Below are 23109 nucleotides of genomic sequence, written 5' to 3' on the forward strand. Positions count from 1 at the left end.
AATGGTGGAAGAAGCCAATGCGGCGGGCGCCACCCTCGCCAACGAGGCAAGCCGCCTGCGCGGGCTGATCGGCCAGTTCCAGCTTGGGGCGTCGGCATCCTACCAGCCGGCACCGCAGCGAAGCTCCGCACCGGTCACCAAGGCGGTCGCCAAGGCGGGCGCCAGGTCCGCTCCGGTCGCCTCGCCGGCCCGCAGCATGATGGGCAAGATCGCCAACGCCTTCTCCGCCAAGGGATCGGCAGCGGTCGCACTCAGCAACGACAGCTGGGAAGAGTTCTGAGCCAAGCCTCCCGAAGCTAAACGAGAACAAGGGCGGGTGGCGCGAGCCATCCGCCCTCTTCGTTCGAGGTTACGGCTGCGGCGTATTCGCCTCGATCATCGCCGTCAGCGTCGCCAGCCGGTCCGCGTCGCGGGGCAGCTTGTCCCGGCGAAGGCGCGAAATGCGGGGAAAGCGCATGGCGACGCCGGACTTGTGGCGCGTCGAACGCTGGATGCCTTCGAAGGCGACTTCGAGCACGAAGCCAAAATCCGGTTCGGCACGCACCGCGCGCACCGGACCGAAGCGGTCGACCGTGTTGTCGCGCACGAACTTGTCCAGCACTTCCAGCTCCGCGTCGGTGAAGCCGAAATAGGCCTTGCCCACCGGAACCAACTGCTCGCCGTCCGGGGTTTCCGCCCAGACGCCGAAGGTGAAGTCGGAATAATAGCTCGACCGCTTGCCGTGGCCGCGCTGGGCGTAGAGCATCACCGCATCGATATTGTAGGGATCACGCTTCCATTTGAACCATGGGCCCTTGAGGCGGCCGGCCTGGTAGGCGCTGTCCTTGCGCTTGATCATCACTCCCTCGATGACGGGATCGGGCGGCGAGAGGCGCAGGCGGTCGAGCTCCTGCCAGTCCGAGAAGGCGACAAGATCCGAAAGGTCGAAGCGGTCGTGCGGGGCCTTGTCGATCACCTCGCCCAGACGCTCGCGGCGCTCCAGGAAGGTGCGAGCGCGGATGTCCCTGTCGCCCTGAAACAGCAGGTCGTAGGCGCGCACGAAGGCGGGATAATCGTCCAGCATGCGCGGGGTCACCGTCTTGCGGTTCAGCCGCTGCTGTAGGTCGGAGAAGGTGCGGGTCGGGCTGTTGGAGCGAATGGTGCCGCCGACCAGCAGTTCGCCATCCACGACCCCCTCGAAATCGATGGATTCCACGACATCCGGGAAGGCCCCAGTGATGTCGTCGCCGGAGCGGGAATAGAGCTTCTTCGTACCGCCATAGCTCGACATCTGCACCCGAATGCCGTCCCATTTCCATTCGGCGGCATAATCCTCCGGGTCGAGCTTTTCGAGATCGCCCTCCTCCACCGGGTTAGCCAGCATGACCGAGTGGAAGATCGCCGGCGTCGCCAGCACCGGCTTCTCCGCCCTGCCTTCCAACCAGGCGAAGAGCGGCTCGTAGGGCGGGCCGAGACCGTGCCACAGGGTTTCGATCTCCGTCACGTCCTTCTGGTTCTCTCCGGGACCGCTCATGTCCGACAGCGCCTGCTTGGCGAGCCTGGCGGAAACGCCGATGCGGAGCGCGCCGGTGGCGAGCTTCAGGAAGGCGAAGCGGCTGGAGGGATCGAGATGGTCAAGGAGGTCGCGGACAGCGGCGCGGACCTCGGTGCGGCCGAGCGAATTCATCATCGTCACCACCTGGCCCAGCCGCGGCTGCTCCTCGTCCGTGGTGTCGTCCTTCTCGCCGCCGTCCCAGACGAGCGCGATGGTTTCCGCCAGATCTCCGACATAGTCGTAGGAATACTGGAAGAGCACCGGGTCCAGCCGTTCCAGCACGAGATCGCGGAGCAAGGCGGGTTTGATGTTCCTGAGGTCAAGCGTGCCGGCGAGTGCGGCGAGACCATAGCCGCGATCCGGATCGGGCGTATCGCGGAAGTAATCGGCGAGCAGCTTCAGCTTGCCGTTGCGCGACGGCGTCAGGACGAGGCGGTCGAGGAGGGTCGCGAAGGCTTTCATCAGTCCCCCTCGTCCTCATAGCCGACGAGATGCAGCGGGCGAGCCGGGATGCCCTGCAGCTCGCACCAGCGGACCAGGGCTTCCTCGCGGCCGTGCGTCACCCAGACTTCCGAAGGCTCGATCTCCCTGATGGTCGAGAGAAGTTCCGGCCAGTCGCAATGGTCGGAGATCACCAGCGGCAGTTCCACCCCGCCCTGCTTGGCGCGCTGGCGCACCATCATCCAGCCGGAGGCGAAGGCGATCAGCGGCTCGTTGAAGCGGCGCGCCCAGCGGTCCTGGAAGGCAGACGGCGGACTGACCACGACGGCGCCCTTAAAGGCATCGGGATCCTTCTTCTCCAGCGTCGCGGGACGAATCTCGCCGAGGTCTATGCCCTGTTCGCGATAGTAGTCGCAGAGCCTCGCCAGCGCCCCGTGGATGAAGATGGGCTCATGATAGCCGCAGTCGCGGATGAGCCGGATGACGCGCTGCGCCTTGCCCAGCGCATAGGCACCGATCAGGTGGCTGCGCTCGGGAAACTGCTTGAGCGAAGTGAGCAGCTTGCCGATCTCCTCCTTCGGGTCGGGATGGTGGAAGACCGGCAGGCCGAAGGTCGCCTCGGTGATGAAGACGTCGCAGGCAACGGGTTCGAAGGAGGCACAGGTCGGATCGGTGCCGCGCTTGTAGTCGCCGGAGACGTTGATCCTGAGCCCGTCCTTCTGGATGAGGATCTGCGCCGAGCCCAGGACGTGCCCGGCCGGATGGAAGCAGACGGTGACGCCGTTTACGTCGACGCGCTCTCCGAACTCCACAGCCTGTTCGGAACCGCAGAAATCGTCGCCGTAGCGGATGCGCATGATGTCGAGCGTCTGGCGCGTCGCGAGCACCTTGCCGTGGCCGGAGCGGGCGTGGTCGGAATGGCCATGGGTGATGAGCGCCCGCTCGACGGGCCGCACCGGATCGACATGGAAGCGGCCGACGGGGCAGAAGAGACCGGCGGGGGTGGGATGAAGCAGCGCCTCTGGTTTCATGCCCTCAAGATAGGGCGCGCCGCGGGAGATGAAAGACAGCGGTACCGGGCATCATTCCGGCTGGGGAGGAGAGCCATGCCAGACCTGCAGGCGGTCCCGGCCGTCGTGCTTGGCGCCATACATGGCTCGGTCCGCCCGGGCCAGCAGCTCCTCGGGCGTATGTCCGTCCTCGGGATAGAAGGCGACGCCCATGCTGCAGGTCACCTGGACGGGTTCCCCCTCGAAGACGATGGGCGTGGAGATGACCGTGCGCAATTCCTCCATGCGCCGAACGACGCCGCCCTCATCCTGCTTCAGGCTGGCGAAGACGATCGCGAATTCGTCGCCGCCGAGGCGGACAAGCAGGTCGTTCGCGCGGATGCAGCGCGGCAGCCGCGCCGCAATCGTCTTCAGAACCTCGTCGCCGGCAGCATGGCCCAGCCGGTCGTTGATCTCCTTGAAATTGTCCAGGTCGATGTAGGCGACGGCGACGCTGCGCCCTTCCCGCCGCGCCTCGGCAAGCGTACGGTTCAACTGGCTCCAGAACAGGGTGCGGTTCGGCAGGCCGGTCAGCGCGTCATGATGCGCCATGTAGCGGATACGCTCTTCGGCCCGCGCCCGCTCGATGGCGATCCCGGCGATATCGGTCGCCATGGCTGACAGCTCGCGTTCCAGCGGCGTCGGCTCCCGTACCGTTCCCGAATAGAGCGCAAAAGTGCCGAGGACCCTCTCCTCCGCGCCCATGATCGGCGTGGACCAGCAGGAGCGGAAGCCGAAATGAACGGCCAATTCCCGGTAATCCTCCCAGAGCGGATCCTGCAGCACATCGCTGACGACGACGGGTTCTCGACGCCAGGCGGCGGTTCCGCAGGATCCCGCCCGCGGACCAATCCGGATGCCGTCGATCATCCTGACATAGGATTCCGGAAGACCTGGCGCTGCGCCATGCCGCAGGCGGTCGCTCCCCTCCTCCAGAAGCAGGAGGGAGGCGACCACATCGTCCAGTTCCTCCTCCACGAGATCGACGAGGGCGAACAGCACGCGGTCGAGCGGCTGCCCGCGGGCCACCATGTCCAGGAGACGGGCGTGGCCCCGCCGCAGATCCTCCTGCCGCTTGCGTTCGGTGATGTCGCGGGAGATGCCGATCAGGCCGACGATCCGCCCCTCCGCATCCCTCAGCGGTGTCTTGGTGGACTGGAGCCAGCGGGGCCTGCCACCAAAGACGAGGCGATGCTCCATGCCGGCGATCGGCTCGCCGGTCGACATCATCCGCTGCTCCGCCAGGAAGAGCTCTTCGGCCGGGCTGCTCTCGAAGAGATCGAAATCGGTCTTTCCAAGAAGGTCCAGGGGATGAACGCATCCGTTCGCGCTGGCGGTCGCAGCATTGGCGAGGACGAAGCGGCTGCGGCGGTCCTTCACGTAAATGAGTTCCGGGAACTGATCCACAAGCGAACAGGCATCCAGCCGGTCGAGGATCGCGAACGCGCCGGACAGCTCGGCATCAGTCGCGGCGGCGACCAGCCGAAGGCGAAGATCCTCGAGCGTCAGCGAGGAATTCTGTGCATGCACGTCATCCGACACGGGATTGTTCATCCTATGTCTCTCCCCAACCGCTTCTCGCTAAAGAAGATGCCCTTCCGTCGAAGGATATTGCGCGGCAAATCCTTAATCTTCTTTAATATAAACGTAAAAATTGTGTCGTTGCATGATGCATCCAACCTACATTGCGTATCATCGTCAGCTTCTTGGGAGAGAAACGGAATGATCTCCAGACGAAGGGTCCTGCTCGGGCTCTCATCGGCGGCCGGCGGCGGCTTCCTCGCCAGGGGCTCGGCACAGGCTCAGCCCGTCCTGTCGCCGACCAATCTCCGCGGAGCGATCGATGCCCGGACCGCCGGCGTGAGCGGCGTCGGCGGTCTGGACCAGACACGGAGGCTGCAGGACCTGATCCATCAGGCGGCCGCGGGAAATCAGTGGGTTTTCCTGCCGCCGGGGCGCTACGAGGTGACGGGGCTCAGGCTGCCGGACCGGACGCGGCTGACCGGGATCGCCGGCGCCACCACACTTGCTCTCGCCGGCAGCGGCCCCTTCATCGCCAGCGCGACCGGCGCCCGCCGGATTGAACTTGCCGGCATCGATTTCGACGGGGCCGGCCTGACCCTGCCCGACGACGTGCCGGCCCTGCTCCATCTGCGCGACGTCCCGGAGCTCACGATCGAGAACTGCGCATTCACCGGCTGCGGGAAAACGGCGCTGCAACTGGAACGCTGCAGCGGCGCCGTGGGGGGGAACCGGATGTCGGGGATCGGCGAATACGGCCTCTATGCGATCGACAGCACCGGCCTCTCCGTAACCGGCAACAGCCTTGCCGACTGCGGTAACGGCGGCATCCTGATCCATCGACGGGAAAAAGGAGAGGACGGCTCCATCATCTCCGGCAACCGCATCGCCCGCACGGGGGCAAGCTATGGCGGCACCGGCCAGTTCGGCAACGCCATCAATCTCTACCGGGCAGACGAGGTGAGTGTCTCGGGGAACCACATCACCGACAGCGCCTTCACCGCCATCCGCGCCAACGGCTCTTCCAACGTCAGGATTGCCGACAATCACTGCCTGCGCTCCGGCGAGACCGCGATCTATTCCGAATTCGGTTTCGAGGGTGCGGTGGTCACCGGTAATCTCGTGGATGGCGCGGCCAACGGCATCAGCATCGCCAACTTCAACGAGGGTGGCCGGCTTGCGGTCGTCGCCAACAACATCGTCCGGAACATCTCGCCTGCCGGCCCCTATGAGCACGACAGCGTCGGCTTCGGGATCGGCATCGGCGTCGAGGCGGATACGGTGGTGTCGGGCAATGTCATCGAGAACGTGCCGCGCTTCGCGATGCTGCTCGGCTGGGGACCTTATCTGCGCAACGTCGCAGCGACCGGCAACATCGTCCGCGAGGCCAGGATCGGCTGCGCGGTGTCGGTCGTGGAGGAGGCCGGCAGCGCGCTCATCAGCGGCAACATCTTCGAGGCGATGCAGGATGGCGCCATCCTGGGCTTCCGCTGGCACGACCGGGCGACGAGGGACCTTGTCGACGGAGAAGGCGGAGGCTTCCCCCACCTGACCATCCAGGGCAACCGGCACGCCTGAACCATCGAAACAATTGATGGCCTCACAACGCGGAATGCCCTTCCACCGGAACCCTCGACCCCGTAGCGTGGGCGGGCTTTTCAGGAGGACATGAATGCTGACGATCTACGGTGTCTACCGCTCCCGCGCCACCCGGCCGCTCTGGCTGATCGAGGAACTGGGCCTGCCCCACAGGCACGAGCCGGTGATCCAGGCCTACCGGCTGCCCGAGCCTTCCGCGGCCGACGCCCCCTTCAACACCCGCTCGCCGGAATTCCTCGCGATCAATCCGATGGGGTCCATCCCATCGATGGACGACGACGGCTTCGTGCTGCACGAGTCGCTCGCCATCACGCTCTACCTCGCGAAGAAGTACGGCGGCGATCTCGGCCCGAAGGACCTCGCGGAAGATGCCCAGATGGTGCAATGGGCGCTGTTTTCCGCCACCAGCATCGAGACGCCGGCGCTCGACATCCAGAAGGCGATCGGCGACGGCCTGTCGGAAACGACGGAGGGCAAGGCGAAGATCACCGCATCGGCAGGCGATCTGGAGCGCCCCTTCGATGTGCTGGAGGCCCACCTGACGGCGCACTCGCACATCCTCGGCGACCGTTTCACGGCTGCAGACATCATCGTGGCGGAGATCGTCCGCTACGCGCAGGGCCATGCGCCGCTGTTCGCAAGCCGGCCGGCGCTGAAGGCCTGGCTCGAAGCCTGCCAGGCAAGGCCGGCCTTCAAGGTGATGTGGGAGAAACGCCTTCGGGAACCGGCCTGACGACGGCGCGGTCGAGCGTCTGCATCTCCGACCGCAGCCAGTCGCGGAACATGCGCACCTTGACCGGTGCGGGGCGCCCGGCGCGGGTCACGAGGTAGTGGCCCATGCCCGTCCTCGCCTCGATGGCGAAGGGTTTCACCAGCCGTCCCTGCTCCAGCGCGAACCCGGCCAGGGTCTGCCAGGCGAGCATCACTCCCTGTCCGGCCATCGTCGCGTCCAGGCACAGCGATGCGTCGTTAAAGACGTGCCGGGCGGTCATCTTCCCACCCGCCAATCCCGCTTCTCCCAGCCACACATCCCAGGAGAACATCGAAGGGCCGTCGATGATCGCCGGAAGCTTCAGGATGTCGGCGGGGTCCTTCAGCTCCGCCGCAAGGGCCGGCGCGCAGACGGGAAAGACCCGCTGCTCCATCAGCAGTTCCGCATCGACCCCCGGCCATGTGCCGCGCCCGACGCGAATGCCGAGGTCGATGTCGCTGCCGTCGAAATCCGCAAGCGCGGTCGTGGCTTCGATCCGCAGCCGTATCTGCGGATGCAGGCGCGAGAAGGCTTCGAGCCGATGGACGAGGAAACGGGCCGCAAACACCGGAGCAACCGAGATCGTCAGCAGGTTCTCGTCATGCGGGCGACCGAGCGCCACCGCCTGCGACAGGGCCCGGAAACCCTCCGTCAGCCGCGCCAGCATCGGGCGCGCGGCGTCGAGGGGGATCATGCCCTTGGGGAGGCGCTGGAAGACCGGCCGCCCCAGTTGCGCCTCGGCCTTGATGACCTGCTGACTGACGGCACCGACGGTGACGCCCATCTCGTCCGCCGCCGCCTGCAGCGAGCCGAGACGCGCCACCGCCTCCAACGCCCGCAGGCCGTTCAGATGCAGCACGTTCAGGTTTTTCATATAGATTTTCTACAGCATCGCGCTGAAGAACTCCATTGAGTTGTCCGAGCTGGAAGCGGCATTCTTGCCAAAGATGGTACGACAACTGGCGAGGTTCGCCCATGGCGCTGCTTCAGACAATCTTGAATGGCCTGGCCTGGCTGGGCTCGCCCGACGGCTGCTCCTGGCAGGAGGATATGCTTCGCCATCCCGATCTCGCGAGGATGGCGGAAAGGGAACTGGCCGATCTGCCATTCCCGCGCCCGCCGCGCGCACTGCCGGAGAGCGGCGGGAGGGAGATCTTCCTGAAACGCTGCGCCTGAGGTCAGGCCGCAGGCCTCTCCGTCGCGAGGGCGCGCCGTACCGCCGGCCGCTCCATCATCCTGCGGTAGTGGGCGGCCACCGTCGGAAACTCGTTCAGGTCGATTGCGAGGCCCTCCAGCCAGTCCGCCATCGTGAACAGGTAGGGATCCGCAACCGAATAGCTGTCGCCCAGCACCCACGGGCCGGTCAGGAAGTCGTTTTCCACCATGCCGAAATACATCCGCATGTTCGGCACGACCTTCCGCTTCATGGCGTCGAGGGCCTCCGGCTCGTCGGCCCAGCGATAGCCGCGCTTGTTGTGGGCATAGGCGACATGCAGGGAGGAGGCGATGAAGCTGTTGAAGCCCTGCATGCGGGCGAATTCGAAGGGATCCTCGAGCGGCGCCAGCTTCGCCTCCGGCGCCACCTGCGCGATGAAGGCGAGGATCGCCGGGCTTTCGATCAGCGTGCCCCGGTCGGTCACCAGCGCCGGCACGCGGCCGTTCGGATTGTGCTTCAGATATTCCGGCGAGCGCTGCTCGTTCCCCGCGAAATTCACCCGCCGCACCTCATAGGGAAGCCCGGATTCCGCCAGCGCGATATGGCTGGCGAGCGAGCAGGCATTGGGCGAGTAGAACAGCGTGTACATCGGGCTCCTCCGTTATTTGTTACCGATGATTTGGCGCCGTGCGCAGCAGCATCAAGCCCCGTTGGCGCCTTCTGACGAAGGCAGGCCGCGATCAGGCAAACAGCGCGTCGGTGACGCGGATGTCGCCGACATGGATGCCGTTCCAGTTCTTCATGGACTTGTTGGCCATGGCCATCAGGGACTGGTGGACCTCTCCATCCCTTTCAAACCAGCGGGCGATCAGGGCGAAGATCATTGCCTCCGCTGCGCGGGTCGTGCCGTCCTCGCATTTCACCGCCATGGCCAGGCCCTGGTCCGGGAGCGCCGCCACGAACACGCCTTCGGCACCGGTCTTGGCGAAGATCTTGCCGGGTGCGACCTGCATCAGCTTCGTGCAGGCGCGCCTGGTGCCGGCGACATAGAAGGGCTCGGCCATGCAGGCTTCCATGAGCCGGCGCGATGCCTTGGCACGCAGGGGCTCCAGTCCCGCCCCGGTGAGCATTCTGGCGAAACCGTGCGCCAGCCCCTTGAGAGGCGCGGCATAGGTGGGGATGGAGCAGCCGTCGATGCCGCAGGTCTCGTAGCCGAGCGCGGCACCCGTCAGGGCCTCCATGGTGCCGCGGATTTCCGCCTGCAGCGGATGGTCGTAGTTGACGTAGCCCTCCACCTCATAGCCGGCATGGCAGCAGGTGCAGACGAAGCCGGAATGCTTGCCGGAGCAGTTGTTGTGAAGGGCGGTCGGCTTTTCGAGCGTGCGGGCCTGGTGGATCAGCGTGTTCTGGTCCGACGACCAGTGCGCTCCACATTCCAGCGCCGACACATCACGGCCGGCGCGCGCCAGCATGGAGGCGGCGAGCGCGGCATGCCCGTCCTCGCCGGAATGGGAGGCGCAGGCCAGCGCCAGTTCCCTGTTGCCGAAGCCGTAGGCATCCGCCGCGCCGCTCTCGACCAGCGGCAGAGCCTGCATCGCCTTGCAGGCGGAGCGGGGGAAGACGCCGCTCTCCACGTCGCCGAAGGAGAACACGGTCCTGCCATCGCCATCGACCACGATCCCCATGCCGCGGTGGCGGCTTTCGACGATACGGCCGCGGGTCACTTCGACGGTAACGGGGTTTTGCATTGGTCGGCCCTTCGATTGCTGGTTTCAATCGCTCTTAGCCGACCGGTACACGAGTTGCACGAGGTCTTGAATGAAATACTTGAAGCGGCTGCTTCTCATCATCTTCATCGTCTATCTGCTGCCGACCTTCGCGTCCGCGGGCTGGTGGGCGATCCAGGAGCGGCCGGGCCGCTGGAGCGAGGCGCGCTGGTCGTCCGCCCGGATCCTGCCCGAGGCGAGCGAGAGCGAGGAGGCGGCGGTCTACATCTTTTCGGCGACCACCGGTGGGCTGAAGGGAGCCGTCGCCAGCCATGCCTGGATCGTCACCAAGGAGAAGGGCGCCGACAGCTACACGCGCTACGACAAGGTGGGCTGGGGATCGCCGATCCGGCGCAACCACCGGCCGCCAGACGCCTACTGGTATTCCAACCCGCCACAGCTCGTGAAGGCGGTGACCGGCGTGGAGGCGGAACTGCTGATCCCGAAAGTGGAGGGCGCAATCGCGGCCTATCCCTACGCGGAACCCGGCGGCTACAGGATCTTCCCCGGCCCAAATTCCAACACCTTCGTTGCCTTCGTGCTCAGAAGCGTGCCGGAGCTCGGCGCGGTGCTGCCACCCCATGCGGTGGGGCGCGACTACCTGCCGGATGGCGACTTCGTGCATGTGGATGCGGACTGGCGCGACGTGCACGTGACACTCGGTGGGCTTCTCGGCTTTTCCGCCGGCGTCCGCAGCGGCATCGAACTGCATTTCCTGGGGCTCGTGGCGGGACTGGATCTCGCCACTCCCGGCATCAAGGTGCCCGCTGTCGGAAGGATCGGCTTCTAGCGACAGGCCGGGAAATGCAAAACGCCCGCGGCATGCGGGCGTTCACAGGTACCAGGCGATGATCGGTTAATCAGAAGCCGGAAGCCTGACGGGCAACGCGGTGGATATCGCACTGGGAAATGCCGAGATCGTTGAGGTCACGCGAGCTCATGCGGCTCAGTTCGGCAACGGTGCGGCGGTATTGGCGCCAGTTGTTGAAGGTACGGACGACGTTCATGACAAACCCCCTTTCGTGGGCGTTCCGAAGCATGGCGGCCAGGCATTGGCGCTCTCTTCTGCTTCGATAGCCTCCATATAGTCCCTGCCCGCGCACACCAAAAGCGCACAAATATCAGCTCACCCATGCATTGCTTGCATGGATCCTACGGCCTATCCAAAGGGTGGGCCGGAAACGGAAAAGGGCCGCGTCGGCGGCCCTTCCATGAGTTTGGTCCGGTTGACGAACCCGGACGCCGAAATGGCGCCCGCAGGAAGATGCGTTCAGGCCGAGGGCTGCCCCGTCAAGACCATCACCTTTCCAAAGTCCGAAACGCAGACCGAAATCTCACTCGACATTGGATCACCTTCCTTTCATTACGTTGACGATGAACAGAAGGTAGGCATGGCGTCGCATGTATGCAAGGCACGTTATGTGACAATGTTCGGATATAATTGAGTTGAAGTCTCCCTGGCTTCGCCTAGCATTCGCGAGCCTGCTGATTCACCCTACCGCAGATCGAGGATGATCTTACCGATATGGCTGCTCGTCTCCATCAGCCGGTGCGCCTCGACGACCTTGTCGAAGGGCATGACGGCGTGGATCACCGGCGCCACCTTGCCCGTATCGAGGAACGGCCAGACCTCGGATCTCAACTCGTCGCGGATCGCCCGCTTCTCCTCCGCCGTGCGGGGCCGCATCGTTGAGCCGGTGACCGTAAGGCGCTTCACCATGATCGGGGAGAGGTTCGCATTCTCGGCGACGGCGCCACCGAGAAAGGCGATGATCGACAGGCAGCCGTCCCTGGCCAGCGCGCTCAGGTTGCGGTTGAAATAGTCGGCGCCGATCATGTCGAGGACGACGTCGACGCCCCTGCCTGCGGTCTCGGCCTTGACCACCTCGACGAAATCCTCATCGCGGTAGTTGATGCCTCGGCGGGCGCCGAGCTTTTCGCAGGCGCGGCACTTTTCGGCAGAGCCCGCCGTCGCATAGGCCTCCGCTCCGAAGGCTCTGGCGAGCTGGATCGCCGTCGTGCCGATACCGCTGGTGCCGCCGTGGATCAGCACCGTCTCGCCTTCCGTCAGGCCCGCCATCTGGAAGAGGTTCGCCCAGACGGTGAAGAAGGTCTCGGGCAGCGCGGCGGCCTTCACCGCATCATAGCCCCGCGGGAACGGCAGCGTCTGGCCCGCGGGCAGCGCGCAGTATTCGGCATAGCCGCCGCCGTTCGCCAGTCCGCAGACCCGCTCGCCGATGGTGATGTCCGTGACGCCCTCGCCCAGCGCGACGACCGTGCCGGCCACTTCGAGGCCGAGGATCGGGCTCGCGTCCTTCGGCGGCGGATAGCTGCCGCTGCGCTGCGCCACGTCCGGCCGGTTGACGCCGGCGGCCTCGACCCGGACGATCACCTCGCCGGCCCGCGGTTGCGGCACGGGACCGGTCGCAAGCTTCATCACCTCCGGCCCTCCGAAGGCGGGTAGATCGACATAGCGCATCTGGCTGGGGAGCGGCATGGCAGGTCTCCTGGTTTGGAAAAGGAGACTTAGGACGCGCCGGCGGCATCGGAAAGACGGTTGCCCGTCACGGTGTCAATTTGTCTCGCCGAAGGCGACGAAGACGAGGCCGGCGGGCGCCTCCTTCGACTGCGCCTTCACCGCCGCGATGCTGCTCGCGATCTGGCCGACATCGTCGAGCAGCAGCCCCTTCGGCAATTCCAGAACGCCGATCGAACAGCGAAGCAGTGGGAAGAAGCGCTCGTCGCCGTTGCGGTCGTGACCCTTGATGCATCCCACCGCCTGCTCTTCCGCCGAATAGAGCCCGACCACGTCGTCGTGAAAATCGCTGAGGAGCCGTTCGAGTATCTCGGCCAGTTCCTCGCGCGTCCAGTCGCGCACGCCGATGAAGAAGTCGTCGCCGCCGACATGACCGAGGAAAAGATCGTCGGAGAAGAAGTACCGGCGCAACAGGGCGGAGAAGAGCGAGATGGCATGGTCGCCCATGTGGAAGCCGTAGAGATCGTTGAACGGCTTGAAGTGGTCGAAGTCGCAGTAGCAGAAGAAGCGGCTGTCCTCGTCGTCGCGGCCGGCCTCCTGCATGAAGTCGCCGATCGCCCGGTTGCCCGGCAGCCCCGTCAGCGGGTTCTGATCCTGGGCGATCTTCAACTGCTTCTCGCTGATCACCTTGACGAGGGAGGCCGCCGAAACCACGCCCGCATAGCGCATGTTCTCCGTCAGGATGACACAGGCGGAATTGTCCATGCTGGCGAAGAGGCTCATCAGTTCTTCCGCATCGGCATCCAGCCCGATGATCGGCGCCATGTCGACGAAATGGGAGATCGTCCGCTCATAGACCTTGTTCTTGAGAAGGTCGCGGCCGAAGGGCTGATAGATGAATTCCTTCAGATGGTATTCGTTGATGACGCCGCGCGGCTCGCCATTGGCGTTGAGGACCGGAAAGAACGCCTGCCGCGGGTTGCGGCGGAAGAGCTCGAATACGCTGTCGATGCTCTCATGCTCGTAGACCGCCGGAAGGCGCTCGATCTGCTTGCGGATGAGGATTTCGTCCAGGGATTGGCTGGAGCGGCGGCTCCTGCCGATTTCCGCCAGATGCGGGAAGGACGACTGCAGCTCGTTCTGGAAGGTCGTCGGGCGAGCGATGAAATAGCCCTGCACGAGATCCACGCCATACTCGCGGCACGTCAGCAATTCCGCTTCGGTCTCGATGCCTTCGGCGATCACCCGCACCCCGAGGACATGGGCGATGTGGACGATGTTCTTGAAGAGATGGCGCTTGCGCGCGCTCTGGTCGATCCCGTCGATGAAGTGGCGGTCGATCTTGAGATAGTCCACCTGGTAGTCGCACAGGAGCTTAATTTCCCCATGGCCGACGCCGAAATCGTCGATGGCGAGCTTGAACCCGGCCTTGCGGAGCTTGTCCACCAGCGCTGCGAATTCCGGCACGCTCGTGTTGTCGAAACGCTCGGACAGCTCGAAGCAGACGGAGGACGGCGGGATGCTCGCCTTCCTCAGGTGCTGGACAAGCCTTTCGATGATGTAGTCGCCGTCTTTGATGAGGCGGACGTCCAGATTGAGGAAGAGCGTCGCCGAGGCAAAATCCGGCAGCGTCGCGAACTTGGCGAGCGACCGGCCCGCCATCATCTGCTCCAGCGCCAGCAACTGGCCTGCTTCCGCGGCCTGATCGAGGAGTTCCAGCGGCGAGGAGAAGCCGATGCGGTCAAAACCGCGCATCAAGGTCTCATAACCGAACACCGTTCCGGTCGCGACCTCGACGATCGGCTGGAAAGCGCTTTCCAGAACCAGCTTTGAGAGCGTGAGAAGCTGGTCTCCAGCATATCGCCTGAAAAGGCCGGGTTCGATAGCGGCCGCCGAGTTCATGACTTACTCCATGCGCGCAATAGTCTTGAGCACGCGGAGCATCCTTCCCCACTCGTCAACAAAGCCTTTCGCGTATGTGAATGTTACATGAAGGTTAAGGTGCTTTTGATTCAATAGGTCGCGATCCGGGATTCCCCTGCCGGCCGTGACGGGACCGAAGGCTTTCAGCGGCGGGCGGCAAGCGCCACCGCAATCAGCGCCCAGCCCTGCATCGTCAGGTCGATCGCAAGGAAGAGGCCGAGAACCCAGAGGCTGTTCACCGGCCAGCCGGTCGCTATGGCGATGCCTGCGAGCGCAGTTACGAGGCCGCCGACAATGATCCAGCCCGACCCCTTCATCGGCCGCATCTTGTAGCCGACCCATATCCGGGCTGCCCCGGCCACCAGGAGAGCTCCCGACATGAAGAGCGTGAAGAGAGCCGCGGTCAACGCCGGGTTCCAGAAGGCCAGGAAGCCGGCGAGCATGTAGAGCAGGCCACTCGCACCCCAGTAGATCGCCTGGCTCCAGCCTTTGGCCTGAAAGGCATGCGCGAACTGGACGGCGCCGCCGACGAGCATCATCGCGCCGATGTAGAGGACGGAGGCCACGGTGGCCAGGAAGACGTTGAGAAAGGCGAGGAGCCCCAAGACCAGAAGCAGGACGCCGAGGGCAAGAAACCAGCCCCACTTGTCCCTCACCTGCGCCGCATGGGGCCTTTCCATTCCGAAAGCCATGGCAATTTCTCCGATCGAGCAAGGACACATGCGCACCTGCTGGGAATGTGGATGAGCATCGCGCTTCGTCAATATGAGGCTGATGAATTGGTGGCTATTATTGATTGATCAGTCAATCAATAATACACTGCCGGAAATCGGAGATCAGCCATGCCCCGTATCGGAATGGAGCCGTTGCGCCGCAAGGCGCTGATGGATGCCACGCTACGAGCAATCGGACAGCACGGATCGCTGGACGTGACGATGTCCGACATCGCGCGGGAGGCTGGAGTCTCGCCGGCGCTTGCGCACCACTATTTCGGCAGCAAGCAGCAGTTGCTGGTGGCGACGATCCGCAGCCTCCTGGGCCGCCTGCGGGCGGATGCCGTCGCGGCGATGGAGCATCTAGACACGCCGCGCGAACGGCTTTCCGCCATCATCCGCGTGTCCTTCCAGGCCGATCAGTTCGCCCCGGAGACGGTTGCGGCCTGGCTCGCCTTCTATGTGGAGGCGCAGCGTTCGGAGGAGGTTCGCCGGCTGCTGGTGATCTATGCCAGGCGCCTGCGCTCCAACCTCCTCCACGGCCTCGAGCGGCTTTGCCCGCCGGACGACGCGGCGCGGATCGCCGAAGGCGTCGCGGCCATGATCGACGGCCTCTACATCCGCCAGAGCCTGCGCTCGGCCCCGATCGGCAGCACCGCCTCCGTCGCGCTGACGGAGGACTACCTCGACCTGCAGCTTCGCCCCTTCCTCAAGGATGCGGCGGCATCCGTCCACCCTTCGAGCCGGCCAGGAGAATGATCATGCGCGCACAACCGAAGGCCAGCCATTTCATCGACGGCGCGTATGTGGAAGACACGGCCGGTGCGGTGATCGAGAGCATCTATCCGGCCACCGGCGAGGTGATTGCCCGGCTGCATGCGGCGACGCCGGCCATCGTCGAGCGCGCGGTCGCCTCCGCTAAGCGGGCCCAGGCGGAATGGGCGGCGATGAGCCCCACGGCGCGCGGCCGTATCCTGAAGCGGGCGGCGGAGATCATGCGGGAGCGCAACCGCGAGCTTTCGGAACTGGAGACGCTGGATACGGGCAAACCGATCCAGGAGACGACCGTCGCCGACCCGACCTCCGGCGCCGACAGCCTCGAATTCTTCGGCGGCATCGCGGCGACGGCACTCAACGGCGCGCACATCCCGCTCGGCGGCGACTGGGCCTATACGAAGCGGGTGCCGCTCGGGGTCTGCGTCGGCATCGGCGCCTGGAACTATCCGCAGCAGATCTGCTGCTGGAAGGCAGCACCCGCACTCGCCGCCGGCAATGCGATGGTGTTCAAGCCCTCGGAGACGACGCCGCTCGGCGCGCTGAAGATCGCCGAAATCCTGCTCGAGGCGGGGCTGCCGAGGGGCGTGTTCAATGTCGTCCAAGGCGACCGGGAGACGGGGCCGCTCCTCGTCAACCACCCGGACGTGGCGAAGATCTCACTCACCGGCTCCGTACCGACCGGCCGGAAGGTAGCGGCGGCAGCAGCGGGGCAGTTGAAGCACGTGACCATGGAACTGGGTGGCAAGTCGCCGTTGATCGTCTTCGACGATGCCGATCTCGACAGTGCCATTGGCGGCGCCATGCTCGGCAATTTCTACTCCACGGGGCAGGTCTGCTCCAACGGCACGCGCGTCTTCGTGCAGAAGCGGATCAAGGAGAAGTTCCTGTCACGCCTGAAGGAGCGCACGGAGAAGATCGCCATCGGCGACCCGATGAACGAGACAACCCAGATGGGGCCGCTCGTTTCGCGGGCACAGCGCGAGAAAGTGCTCGGCTACATCGAGAAGGGCAAGGCGGAAGGCGCGCGGCTGGTCACGGGCGGGGGCATTCCCAACGACGTACCGGGCGAAGGTTTCTACGTGCAGCCGGCCGTGTTCGCCGACGTGACGGACGACATGACGATCGCACGCGAGGAGATTTTCGGCCCGGTGATGTGCGTGCTCGATTTCGAGGACGAGGCGGAGGTGGTCACCCGCGCCAACGCCACCGAATTCGGCCTTTCCGGCGGCGTCTTCACCGCCGACCTGAAACGAGCGCACGGGGTGGTGGACCGGCTGCAGGCCGGAACGCTGTGGATCAACACCTACAATCTCTGCCCGGTGGAAATCCCCTTCGGCGGCTCGAAACAGTCCGGCTTCGGGCGGGAGAACTCCGCCGCCGCGCTGGAGCACTACACGGAACTGAAGACGGTCTACGTGGCCATGGGTCCGGTCGAGGCGCCGTATTGAGGAGATCGGCATGACCAGCGCGGACTTCGTTATCGTGGGTTCAGGGTCGGCAGGTTCGGCCATGGCCTACCGGCTGTCGGAGGATGGCAAGCACTCAGTCATCGTGATCGAGGCGGGCGGGTCCGACATCGGGCCGTTCATCCAGATGCCGGCGGCGCTCGCCTGGCCGATGAGCATGAAGCGCTACAACTGGGGCTATCTTTCGGAGCCCGAGCCCAACCTCAACAACCGCCGCATCACCGCGCCGCGCGGCAAGGTGATCGGCGGGTCCTCCTCCATAAACGGGCTCGTCTACGTGCGCGGGCATTCGGAAGACTTCAACCGCTGGGAGGAACTCGGCGCGCGCGGCTGGGCCTATGCGGACGTGCTGCCCTATTTCAAGCGGATGGAAACGAGCCATGGCGGCGAAGAGGGCTGGCGGGGCACGGACGGGCCGCTGCATGTGCGGCGCGGCCCCTTCGTCAACCCGCTGTTCCACGCCTTTATCGAGGCGGGCAAGGAGGCGGGGTTCGAACTGACGGACGATTACAACGGCTCGAAGCAGGAAGGCTTCGGGCTGATGGAGCAGACCATCCACATGGGCCGGCGCTGGTCAGCGGCCAATGCCTATCTCAAGCCGGCCTTGCGGCGGCAGAACGTGCGCCTGGTGTACGGATTCGCGCAGCGGGTTGTCATCGAGAACGGCCGGGCGGTCGGCGTGGAGATCGAGCGGCGGGGCGCGACGGAAGTGATCCGCGCCAATCGCGAGGTGATCGTCGCCGCCTCCTCCTTCAATTCGCCGAAGCTCCTGATGCTCTCCGGCATCGGGCCTGCCGCGCACCTGAAGGAACTGGGAGTCGAGGTCAAGGCGGACCGGCCGGGGGTCGGCGCCAACCTGCAGGACCACATGGAATTCTACTTCCAGCAGGTCTCGAAGAAGCCGGTCTCGCTCTATTCCTGGCTGCCGTGGTTCTGGCAGGGCGTCGCCGGCGCGCAGTGGCTGCTGTCAAAGGGCGGCCTCGGCGCCTCCAACCAGTTCGAGGCCTGCGCCTTCGTGCGTTCGGCCGCCGGCCTGAAGCAGCCGGACATCCAGTATCATTTCCTGCCCGTGGCGATCTCCTACGACGGAAGGGCCGCCGCCAGGAGCCACGGCTTCCAAGTGCATGTCGGCTACAACCTATCCAAGTCGCGCGGCAGCGTGACCTTGCGCTCGCCGGACCCGCAGGCCGATCCGGTGATCCGCTTCAACTACATGAGCCATCCGGAGGACTGGGAGAAGTTCCGCCACTGCGTTCGGCTGACCCGCGAGATCTTCGGCCAGCAGGCCTTCGATCCCTATCGCGGCCCCGAAATCCAGCCGGGGGAGCGGGTGCAGACGGACGAGCAGATCGACGCCTTCCTGCGGGACCATCTGGAAAGCGCCTATCACCCCTGCGGCACCTGCCGGATGGGCGACCCGGACGATCCCATGGCCGTCGTCGATCCGGAATGCCGGGTGATCGGCGTCGAGGGGCTGCGGGTGGCGGACAGCTCGATCTTCCCGCATATCACCTACGGCAACCTCAACGGCCCGTCGATCATGACCGGCGAGAAGGCCGCCGACCATATCCTCGGCAGGCAGCCGCTGCCCCGCTCGAACCAGGAGCCGTGGGTAAACCCGCGGGCGGAAGCGAGCGACCGGTAAGATCAGTGGTAGTCGTCTTCCCGCTGGTGGCGGACGGCAAGAATGGTGACCGTCTTGGCATCTTCGATCGCGAAGAGGGCGACATAGCCGCCGGAACCAAAAGGAATGACCAGTTCGCGGAGAAAGCTGTCGTCCCCCGGTGCCCTGCGTGCTGTGAAGGGGAATTCTCGCAGGTTGTTTATCGCTCGGATTATGATCTCCACCGCCTTGTCTGCAGCCGCTACGTCCCGCTGCAACAGGAAATCGTAGAGTCGCGTGAGGTCTTCGCGAGCTTCGGCGCTATACCGGAGCCTATAGCTCATCGTCCAAGTTCGACTTTCTTTGCCTGAAGCATCGCCCGAAGCTCGGCATGAACATCATCGGCGTCGTAGTATATACCTGTTTGCTTGGCTTTCTCTCTCGACGCCAGCCCTCGGGCAATGAACTCGGCCTGCGTCTTGCGGTAGTGGATCTGTGCCTTCACCGAATTTTCGACGAAGGCCGACAGCGTCTCGCCCTCTTTCAGTACGCTTTCGGCAGCGGCGCGCAGTTCGGGTTCGACGCGGAGCGACGGAAGGGTGGCGGATTTCATGGCAGACCTCGCGCATTGCATTTGCGATGCAGACTATAGCACATGCCAGTTCTGTGCAATGTCGGGCGCCGCGTCTCAGAGGAAGCCGATCCAGCGGCCGGCGATGATCGCGCCGGTCCAGATCAGGATGGAGATCGTCGCACCAATCCGCGTCGCCGCTTGCGGTGTGCCACCGGCGAGCAACTGCCGCCACCCGGCCGAAAGATGCACCGCCAGGATGTTGAGGAGGCCCAATGCCACCAGTGCGAGCTTCGCGAGAAAGGCGGGGTTGCCTGCATATTCGAGCGGGCGGACGCAGAAGAGGCAGAAGCCGGTCAGGACCGCCAGCAGCAGCCCGATGCCGGCGATGCGGGAGAGATAGCGTGCAGCGGCCGGAAGCGGCACGGCGGACCCCAGGCCGAGCATCCTCATGTCGAGGGCTATGATCCCGCCGAACAGAAGGCCGATCGCCATGATATGCGCGGCGCTTACCAGCGGGTAGAGCACCGGCGACGTAACGAGGGCGCGGGCAAACCATGTCTGCGCAAGCGGTGCCAGCCACTCCAAGGCCCAAGCCTCAGTTGGACTGGATGCGGTCGGGATAGATGTCGTAGGTCTTGTCGCCGACGGTGATGCGGACTGCCTTCATGCGCTTCTCGTCCGGCTCCATGGAGCGGTTCCCGAGAGCCCTGATCGTATCACCGACCTCCGCTTCGCCTTCCACGAATCCGGAACGCTGGGTCTGGTTGGGGTTGCCGAGCTCGACCCGCCAGAGGCCGTCCTCCGCCTCCACCTCGAGCGTCGGATGCGGGGGCGCAAACGAGATCGACCTGATGGTGCCGGTAAGTTCGATCTGATCGGCCTCCGCCCAGGACCAGCCGTGATGCGCCGTCGCGGTGGTTGCCGCGGCAGCGAAGAGAGCGGCGGCGGCGAGCAGTTTCGGGAAGATCATATGTGGCATGGGGGCCTCCTCTGCCTGAACTCCGTCAGAAGATGTGAGGCATCATCCCCGGCGCCAGAGGCATCACCGCGAAGTGATGGCAATGCGGCCCACTCGTCGAGAAGCGACGGCCGAACCGCTGCCGCATCACCGTACAGGCATGGGAAATCCACGTACCGTACTTGCCGGATAGCTTAAACACCATATTGTTCCGATGGAATCGGCACCGGCCAAAGAAGACAGGCCGGTCAAAGCCGCAGGGGGAAAACCATGCCGCACCGTCGCGCCCGGACGGAGAGAGTGACGCTGCAGGACGTCGCGGATGCGCTGGGCGTCAGCGCGATTACCGTTTCACGGGCGCTGCGGGAGCCCGAGAAGGTATCCGAGGACCTGCGGCAGCGGATCCTGAACAAGATCGACGAGATGGGCTATGTGCCCGACCTGGCGGCACGCGCGCTCGCCAGCCGGCACAGCGGCGTGATCGGCGTACTGGCGCCGGCGCTGACCAGCCATGCGCATCTCGGCATCATGCGCGGGATCGAGGAGCGGGTACGAACCTCCGACCTGCGCATCCAGTATGCCAGTTCCCGCCATGATCCGGAGGAGGAAATCCGGCAGATCCGCCTCTTCCTGTCGCAGCACCCGGCCGGCATCCTCCTGTCGGGCCTGCAGGAGCGCGACGGGACGCTGGACCTGCTTCGTACGGCGCCCTGTCCCGTCGTGCAGATCGTCGATCTGCACCTGACGCCGGTCGGCATGGCCATCGGCACCAACCACTGCCATGCCGCCGCTTCGGCCGTCCGTCATCTCATCGCCTGCGGCTATCGCCGGATCGGCCTGCTCGGGGGAACACGCGACGTCCGGTCGGAGCGGCGCCAGGAGGGCTATTGCCTTGCCATGCAGGAGGCGGGGCTGACCGATTCAGCACTCGTGGTTTCGGAAGATGCGCCGACCAGCGTCCAGCTCGGCTGCCAGTTGCTGCAGCGGCTTCGCCGGCAGGCACCGGATGTCGATTGCGTTTTCTGCCAGAACGACGACCTTGCGCTCGGCGTCCTGTTCGAAGCGCAGCGCCTTGGCCTGGCGGTGCCGGAACTCGGCATCTGCGGCTATAACGACCTCGGCTTTGCGGCCTACAGCCAGCCGCCCCTGACGACCGTCAGGGTGCCGCGCTTCGAGATGGGGTATCGCGCGATCGATCTGCTGATCCGCGTGGTCAACGGCGAAACGCCGCCGTCCATGCCGGTCGATCTCGGCTACGAAGTCATTCAACGAGGCACGACGCGCCCGCCCGCAGGAACCGGCGCGCCGTAAAGCTCAAATATCGCTGCCCGCGTTCGCGAACAGATCCGCCGCCTGCGTGGCGCTCATGCGGCGCACCTCTGTCTCGTCGCGCCGGCTGGCGAAGAGTTCGCTCGCCATGATCTGGTCCGCCAGATCGGCCGGCAGGGACAGCAGGACCCGCTCGCCTTCGTAGCGGATACCGATCTCGCCGTGGCGCTTGGCGGTGATCATGCCGCCGGCGATCGTGTTGTGCGTGTCGGGATCGATCAGGATGAAGGCACCGGTAGAGCGGTTCTGCTCGTAGGCGTCGAAGATCGCCTGCTCGTCGAAGGAAAGGCGAACCTTGCCGATGGCGTTCATCGGCAGGCGCTCGCCGTGCGCTCGCCAGGACGCCGTGGAGACATCGAGCTGCGACGTCGGGGCGACGGAAACGCGCTGCCGGCGCGCGCCGCTCTTCAGCCAGTAGCGCTTGCCGGGCTCGATGCCGTCGGGCTGAAGCGCCACGATCTGCGCCTCGAACTCCAGCCCCGTCATCGGCTGGGCGTCCAGCGAAACGATCATGTCGCCGCGCGAGACGTCGACCTGGCGGTCGAGCACAAGGGTGATCGCATCGCCGGCGACGGCGGCATTGCGCACGAGGTCGAAGGTGACGATCTGCTTGACGTTGGCGACCATTCCGGAGGGCAGGATGACAACGGAATCGCCGGGTTTGACCGAGCCGCCGGCGACGGTGCCCTGATAGCCGCGGAAACTTTCGCCGGGACGGGAGACGCGCTGCACCGGCAGCCGGAAGCCGCCCGCCTGGGCGGAACGGACCGTCGCCAGTTCCAGCGTCTCGACCAGCGTTGGCCCGTCATACCAGGGCATGACGGTTCCCGCCGGATAGACGACGTTCTCGCCCTTGAGCGCCGACATCGGGATCGCGGTGATCTGCCGGACGCCGAGCGACAGCGCCAGTTCCTTGAAGTCGTGCGAGATCTTGTCGAACACGGCCCTGTCATAGCCGACGAGGTCGAACTTGTTGACGGCCAGCACGAACTGCCGGATGCCCATCAGCGAGGCGATGGTCGCATGGCGGCGGGTCTGCTCCAGCAGGCCGGCACGCGCATCCACCAGGAGCACGGCGAGATCGGCCGTCGAGGCGCCGGTCGCCATGTTGCGGGTGTACTGCTCGTGGCCGGGCGTATCGGCGACGATGAAGGAGCGACGGTCGGTCGCGAAATAGCGGTAGGCGACGTCGATGGTGATGCCCTGCTCGCGCTCGGCCTGCAGGCCGTCCAGCAGCAGCGCGAAGTCGGGCAGGCCGAGATCGTTCTGCTGGCCGGAATCGCGCTGGAGCGTCGCGGCCTGGTCTTCCTTGACCGCCTTGGTGTCCCAGAGCAGCCGGCCGATCAACGTGGACTTGCCGTCGTCGACCGAGCCGCAGGTGATGAGCCGAAGGGGACGCGCATCGCGCGACAGCGGCAGCGCCTCCGCTGCAGGATGAGCGACGGCCGAAGTGGCAGTGGCGGATGCGGTCAT

General features: G+C 65.2%; 23 protein-coding genes and 1 pseudogene. 9 read left to right on the plus strand and 15 right to left on the minus strand.

The features are described from left to right. Positions 1-280: pseudogene (locus RTCK_RS04200) on the plus strand (methyl-accepting chemotaxis protein); the annotation flags it as partial. Positions 281-349: 69 nt separating this feature from the next. Here RTCK_RS04200 and RTCK_RS04205 read toward each other — a convergent pair. From RTCK_RS04205 to RTCK_RS04215, 3 genes are read right to left on the minus strand one after another with little or no spacing between them, the layout of a single operon-like run. Then, on the minus strand, positions 350-1996 hold the full coding sequence (locus RTCK_RS04205) for a cisplatin damage response ATP-dependent DNA ligase (protein WP_142521438.1): 1647 nt from the start codon (positions 1994-1996) through the stop codon (positions 350-352). Then, positions 1996-3006 carry a ligase-associated DNA damage response exonuclease gene (locus tag RTCK_RS04210; protein WP_185927903.1) on the minus strand — a complete coding sequence of 337 codons (1011 nt, stop codon included), beginning with the start codon at positions 3004-3006 and terminating at the stop codon, positions 1996-1998. The genes RTCK_RS04205 and RTCK_RS04210 overlap by 1 nt, the downstream gene beginning before the upstream one ends. 51 nt (positions 3007-3057) lie before the next feature. Further along, entirely contained in the window at positions 3058-4578 is a 1521-nt protein-coding gene (locus RTCK_RS04215; RefSeq protein WP_142521439.1) for a diguanylate cyclase domain-containing protein, read from the minus strand. Positions 4579-4746: 168 nt separating this feature from the next. On the opposite strand from RTCK_RS04215, the gene RTCK_RS04220 reads away from it, so the two are divergent. Then, positions 4747-6123: a TIGR03808 family TAT-translocated repetitive protein gene (locus tag RTCK_RS04220; RefSeq protein WP_142521440.1), complete on the plus strand. Its 1377-nt coding sequence runs from the start codon at positions 4747-4749 to the stop codon at positions 6121-6123. 94 nt (positions 6124-6217) lie between these two features. Beyond that, positions 6218-6877, plus strand: a complete 660-nt coding sequence (locus RTCK_RS04225) for a glutathione S-transferase family protein (RefSeq protein ID WP_142521441.1) — start codon at positions 6218-6220, stop codon at positions 6875-6877. Here RTCK_RS04225 and RTCK_RS04230 read toward each other — a convergent pair. Continuing rightward, a complete protein-coding gene (locus RTCK_RS04230; protein WP_142591832.1) occupies positions 6837-7769 on the minus strand; it encodes a LysR substrate-binding domain-containing protein in 933 nt (310 codons plus the stop codon). The genes RTCK_RS04225 and RTCK_RS04230 overlap by 41 nt on opposite strands. 101 nt (positions 7770-7870) lie before the next feature. Between RTCK_RS04230 and RTCK_RS04235 the strand changes: the two genes are divergently transcribed. Next, the gene (locus tag RTCK_RS04235) at positions 7871-8071 is read left to right on the plus strand and encodes a hypothetical protein (RefSeq protein WP_142591834.1); all 201 of its coding nucleotides are present in this window, start codon (positions 7871-7873) and stop codon (positions 8069-8071) included. A 2-nt stretch (positions 8072-8073) separates the two neighbouring features. Here RTCK_RS04235 and RTCK_RS04240 read toward each other — a convergent pair whose 3' ends face one another. After that, positions 8074-8700: a glutathione S-transferase family protein gene (locus RTCK_RS04240; protein WP_142591836.1), complete on the minus strand. Its 627-nt coding sequence runs from the start codon at positions 8698-8700 to the stop codon at positions 8074-8076. 91 nt (positions 8701-8791) lie between these two features. Then, positions 8792-9799, minus strand: a complete 1008-nt coding sequence (locus tag RTCK_RS04245; protein WP_142591838.1) for an asparaginase — start codon at positions 9797-9799, stop codon at positions 8792-8794. A gap of 70 nt (positions 9800-9869) precedes the next feature. Here RTCK_RS04245 and RTCK_RS04250 point away from each other — a divergent pair, with 70 nt between their 5' ends. Next, complete coding sequence (locus tag RTCK_RS04250; protein ID WP_142591840.1) at positions 9870-10607, plus strand: DUF3750 domain-containing protein; 738 nt, start codon at positions 9870-9872, stop codon at positions 10605-10607. 70 nt (positions 10608-10677) lie between these two features. On the opposite strand, the gene RTCK_RS04255 is transcribed toward RTCK_RS04250, so the two are convergent. The 4 genes from RTCK_RS04255 to RTCK_RS04270 all read right to left on the minus strand — a co-directional run bounded on the left by RTCK_RS04255 (position 10678) and on the right by RTCK_RS04270 (position 14908). Next, entirely contained in the window at positions 10678-10824 is a 147-nt protein-coding gene (locus RTCK_RS04255; RefSeq protein WP_142521447.1) for a DUF1127 domain-containing protein, read from the minus strand. A 488-nt stretch (positions 10825-11312) separates the two neighbouring features. Then, entirely contained in the window at positions 11313-12314 is a 1002-nt protein-coding gene (locus RTCK_RS04260) for an NAD(P)H-quinone oxidoreductase (protein WP_142591841.1), read from the minus strand. Positions 12315-12389: 75 nt separating this feature from the next. Further along, positions 12390-14195, minus strand: coding sequence for a bifunctional diguanylate cyclase/phosphodiesterase (locus tag RTCK_RS04265; RefSeq protein ID WP_142591843.1), 1806 nt, complete (start codon positions 14193-14195; stop codon positions 12390-12392). A 164-nt stretch (positions 14196-14359) separates the two neighbouring features. Then, positions 14360-14908, minus strand: coding sequence for an HdeD family acid-resistance protein (locus tag RTCK_RS04270; protein ID WP_142591845.1), 549 nt, complete (start codon positions 14906-14908; stop codon positions 14360-14362). Positions 14909-15058: 150 nt separating this feature from the next. Between RTCK_RS04270 and betI the strand changes: the two genes are divergently transcribed. From betI to betA, 3 genes are read left to right on the plus strand one after another with little or no spacing between them, the layout of a single operon-like run. Continuing rightward, complete coding sequence (betI, locus tag RTCK_RS04275; RefSeq protein ID WP_142591847.1) at positions 15059-15688, plus strand: transcriptional regulator BetI; 630 nt, start codon at positions 15059-15061, stop codon at positions 15686-15688. A 2-nt stretch (positions 15689-15690) separates the two neighbouring features. Further along, positions 15691-17154, plus strand: coding sequence for a betaine-aldehyde dehydrogenase (gene betB, locus RTCK_RS04280; RefSeq protein WP_142591849.1), 1464 nt, complete (start codon positions 15691-15693; stop codon positions 17152-17154). A gap of 10 nt (positions 17155-17164) precedes the next feature. Further along, positions 17165-18817, plus strand: coding sequence for a choline dehydrogenase (gene betA / locus RTCK_RS04285; protein WP_142591851.1), 1653 nt, complete (start codon positions 17165-17167; stop codon positions 18815-18817). 2 nt (positions 18818-18819) lie between these two features. Here the strand turns inward: betA and RTCK_RS04290 are convergent, their stop codons facing one another. From RTCK_RS04290 to RTCK_RS04305, 4 genes are all read right to left on the minus strand, one after another. Continuing rightward, entirely contained in the window at positions 18820-19119 is a 300-nt protein-coding gene (locus RTCK_RS04290) for a type II toxin-antitoxin system RelE/ParE family toxin (RefSeq protein ID WP_142591853.1), read from the minus strand. Further along, on the minus strand, positions 19116-19388 hold the full coding sequence (locus RTCK_RS04295) for a YlcI/YnfO family protein (protein ID WP_142521454.1): 273 nt from the start codon (positions 19386-19388) through the stop codon (positions 19116-19118). The genes RTCK_RS04290 and RTCK_RS04295 overlap by 4 nt, the downstream gene beginning before the upstream one ends. 75 nt (positions 19389-19463) lie before the next feature. After that, positions 19464-19934 carry a DUF2214 domain-containing protein gene (locus RTCK_RS04300; RefSeq protein ID WP_142591855.1) on the minus strand — a complete coding sequence of 157 codons (471 nt, stop codon included), beginning with the start codon at positions 19932-19934 and terminating at the stop codon, positions 19464-19466. A 10-nt stretch (positions 19935-19944) separates the two neighbouring features. Further along, positions 19945-20319, minus strand: a complete 375-nt coding sequence (locus RTCK_RS04305) for a DUF6152 family protein (RefSeq protein ID WP_185927909.1) — start codon at positions 20317-20319, stop codon at positions 19945-19947. A 258-nt stretch (positions 20320-20577) separates the two neighbouring features. On the opposite strand from RTCK_RS04305, the gene RTCK_RS04310 reads away from it, so the two are divergent. Next, complete coding sequence (locus RTCK_RS04310; protein ID WP_142591859.1) at positions 20578-21618, plus strand: LacI family DNA-binding transcriptional regulator; 1041 nt, start codon at positions 20578-20580, stop codon at positions 21616-21618. A gap of 3 nt (positions 21619-21621) precedes the next feature. Here RTCK_RS04310 and cysN read toward each other — a convergent pair whose 3' ends face one another. Further along, entirely contained in the window at positions 21622-23109 is a 1488-nt protein-coding gene (cysN, locus tag RTCK_RS04315; RefSeq protein ID WP_142591861.1) for a sulfate adenylyltransferase subunit CysN, read from the minus strand.

It is taken from the genome of Pseudorhizobium endolithicum (assembly GCF_902153245.2).
Classification (GTDB): domain Bacteria; phylum Pseudomonadota; class Alphaproteobacteria; order Rhizobiales; family Rhizobiaceae; genus Neorhizobium; species Neorhizobium endolithicum.

Excerpts from the sequence above, each read along its gene's own strand:
- RTCK_RS04205 (WP_142521438.1), bottom strand. The coding sequence starts at position 1,996 with ATGAAAGCCTTCGCGACCCTCCTCGACCGCCTCGTCCTGACGCCGTCG.
- RTCK_RS04210 (WP_185927903.1), bottom strand. The coding sequence starts at position 3,006 with ATGAAACCAGAGGCGCTGCTTCATCCCACCCCCGCCGGTCTCTTCTGC.
- RTCK_RS04215 (WP_142521439.1), bottom strand. The coding sequence starts at position 4,578 with ATGAACAATCCCGTGTCGGATGACGTGCATGCACAGAATTCCTCGCTG.
- RTCK_RS04220 (WP_142521440.1), top strand. The coding sequence starts at position 4,747 with ATGATCTCCAGACGAAGGGTCCTGCTCGGGCTCTCATCGGCGGCCGGC.
- RTCK_RS04225 (WP_142521441.1), top strand. The coding sequence starts at position 6,218 with ATGCTGACGATCTACGGTGTCTACCGCTCCCGCGCCACCCGGCCGCTC.
- RTCK_RS04230 (WP_142591832.1), bottom strand. The coding sequence starts at position 7,769 with ATGAAAAACCTGAACGTGCTGCATCTGAACGGCCTGCGGGCGTTGGAG.
- RTCK_RS04235 (WP_142591834.1), top strand. The coding sequence starts at position 7,871 with ATGGCGCTGCTTCAGACAATCTTGAATGGCCTGGCCTGGCTGGGCTCG.
- RTCK_RS04240 (WP_142591836.1), bottom strand. The coding sequence starts at position 8,700 with ATGTACACGCTGTTCTACTCGCCCAATGCCTGCTCGCTCGCCAGCCAT.
- RTCK_RS04245 (WP_142591838.1), bottom strand. The coding sequence starts at position 9,799 with ATGCAAAACCCCGTTACCGTCGAAGTGACCCGCGGCCGTATCGTCGAA.
- RTCK_RS04250 (WP_142591840.1), top strand. The coding sequence starts at position 9,870 with ATGAAATACTTGAAGCGGCTGCTTCTCATCATCTTCATCGTCTATCTG.
- RTCK_RS04255 (WP_142521447.1), bottom strand. The coding sequence starts at position 10,824 with ATGAACGTCGTCCGTACCTTCAACAACTGGCGCCAATACCGCCGCACC.
- RTCK_RS04260 (WP_142591841.1), bottom strand. The coding sequence starts at position 12,314 with ATGCCGCTCCCCAGCCAGATGCGCTATGTCGATCTACCCGCCTTCGGA.
- RTCK_RS04265 (WP_142591843.1), bottom strand. The coding sequence starts at position 14,195 with ATGAACTCGGCGGCCGCTATCGAACCCGGCCTTTTCAGGCGATATGCT.
- RTCK_RS04270 (WP_142591845.1), bottom strand. The coding sequence starts at position 14,908 with ATGGCTTTCGGAATGGAAAGGCCCCATGCGGCGCAGGTGAGGGACAAG.
- betI (WP_142591847.1), top strand. The coding sequence starts at position 15,059 with ATGCCCCGTATCGGAATGGAGCCGTTGCGCCGCAAGGCGCTGATGGAT.
- betB (WP_142591849.1), top strand. The coding sequence starts at position 15,691 with ATGCGCGCACAACCGAAGGCCAGCCATTTCATCGACGGCGCGTATGTG.
- betA (WP_142591851.1), top strand. The coding sequence starts at position 17,165 with ATGACCAGCGCGGACTTCGTTATCGTGGGTTCAGGGTCGGCAGGTTCG.
- RTCK_RS04290 (WP_142591853.1), bottom strand. The coding sequence starts at position 19,119 with ATGAGCTATAGGCTCCGGTATAGCGCCGAAGCTCGCGAAGACCTCACG.
- RTCK_RS04295 (WP_142521454.1), bottom strand. The coding sequence starts at position 19,388 with ATGAAATCCGCCACCCTTCCGTCGCTCCGCGTCGAACCCGAACTGCGC.
- RTCK_RS04305 (WP_185927909.1), bottom strand. The coding sequence starts at position 20,319 with ATGATCTTCCCGAAACTGCTCGCCGCCGCCGCTCTCTTCGCTGCCGCG.
- RTCK_RS04310 (WP_142591859.1), top strand. The coding sequence starts at position 20,578 with ATGCCGCACCGTCGCGCCCGGACGGAGAGAGTGACGCTGCAGGACGTC.
- cysN (WP_142591861.1), bottom strand. The coding sequence starts at position 23,109 with ATGACCGCATCCGCCACTGCCACTTCGGCCGTCGCTCATCCTGCAGCG.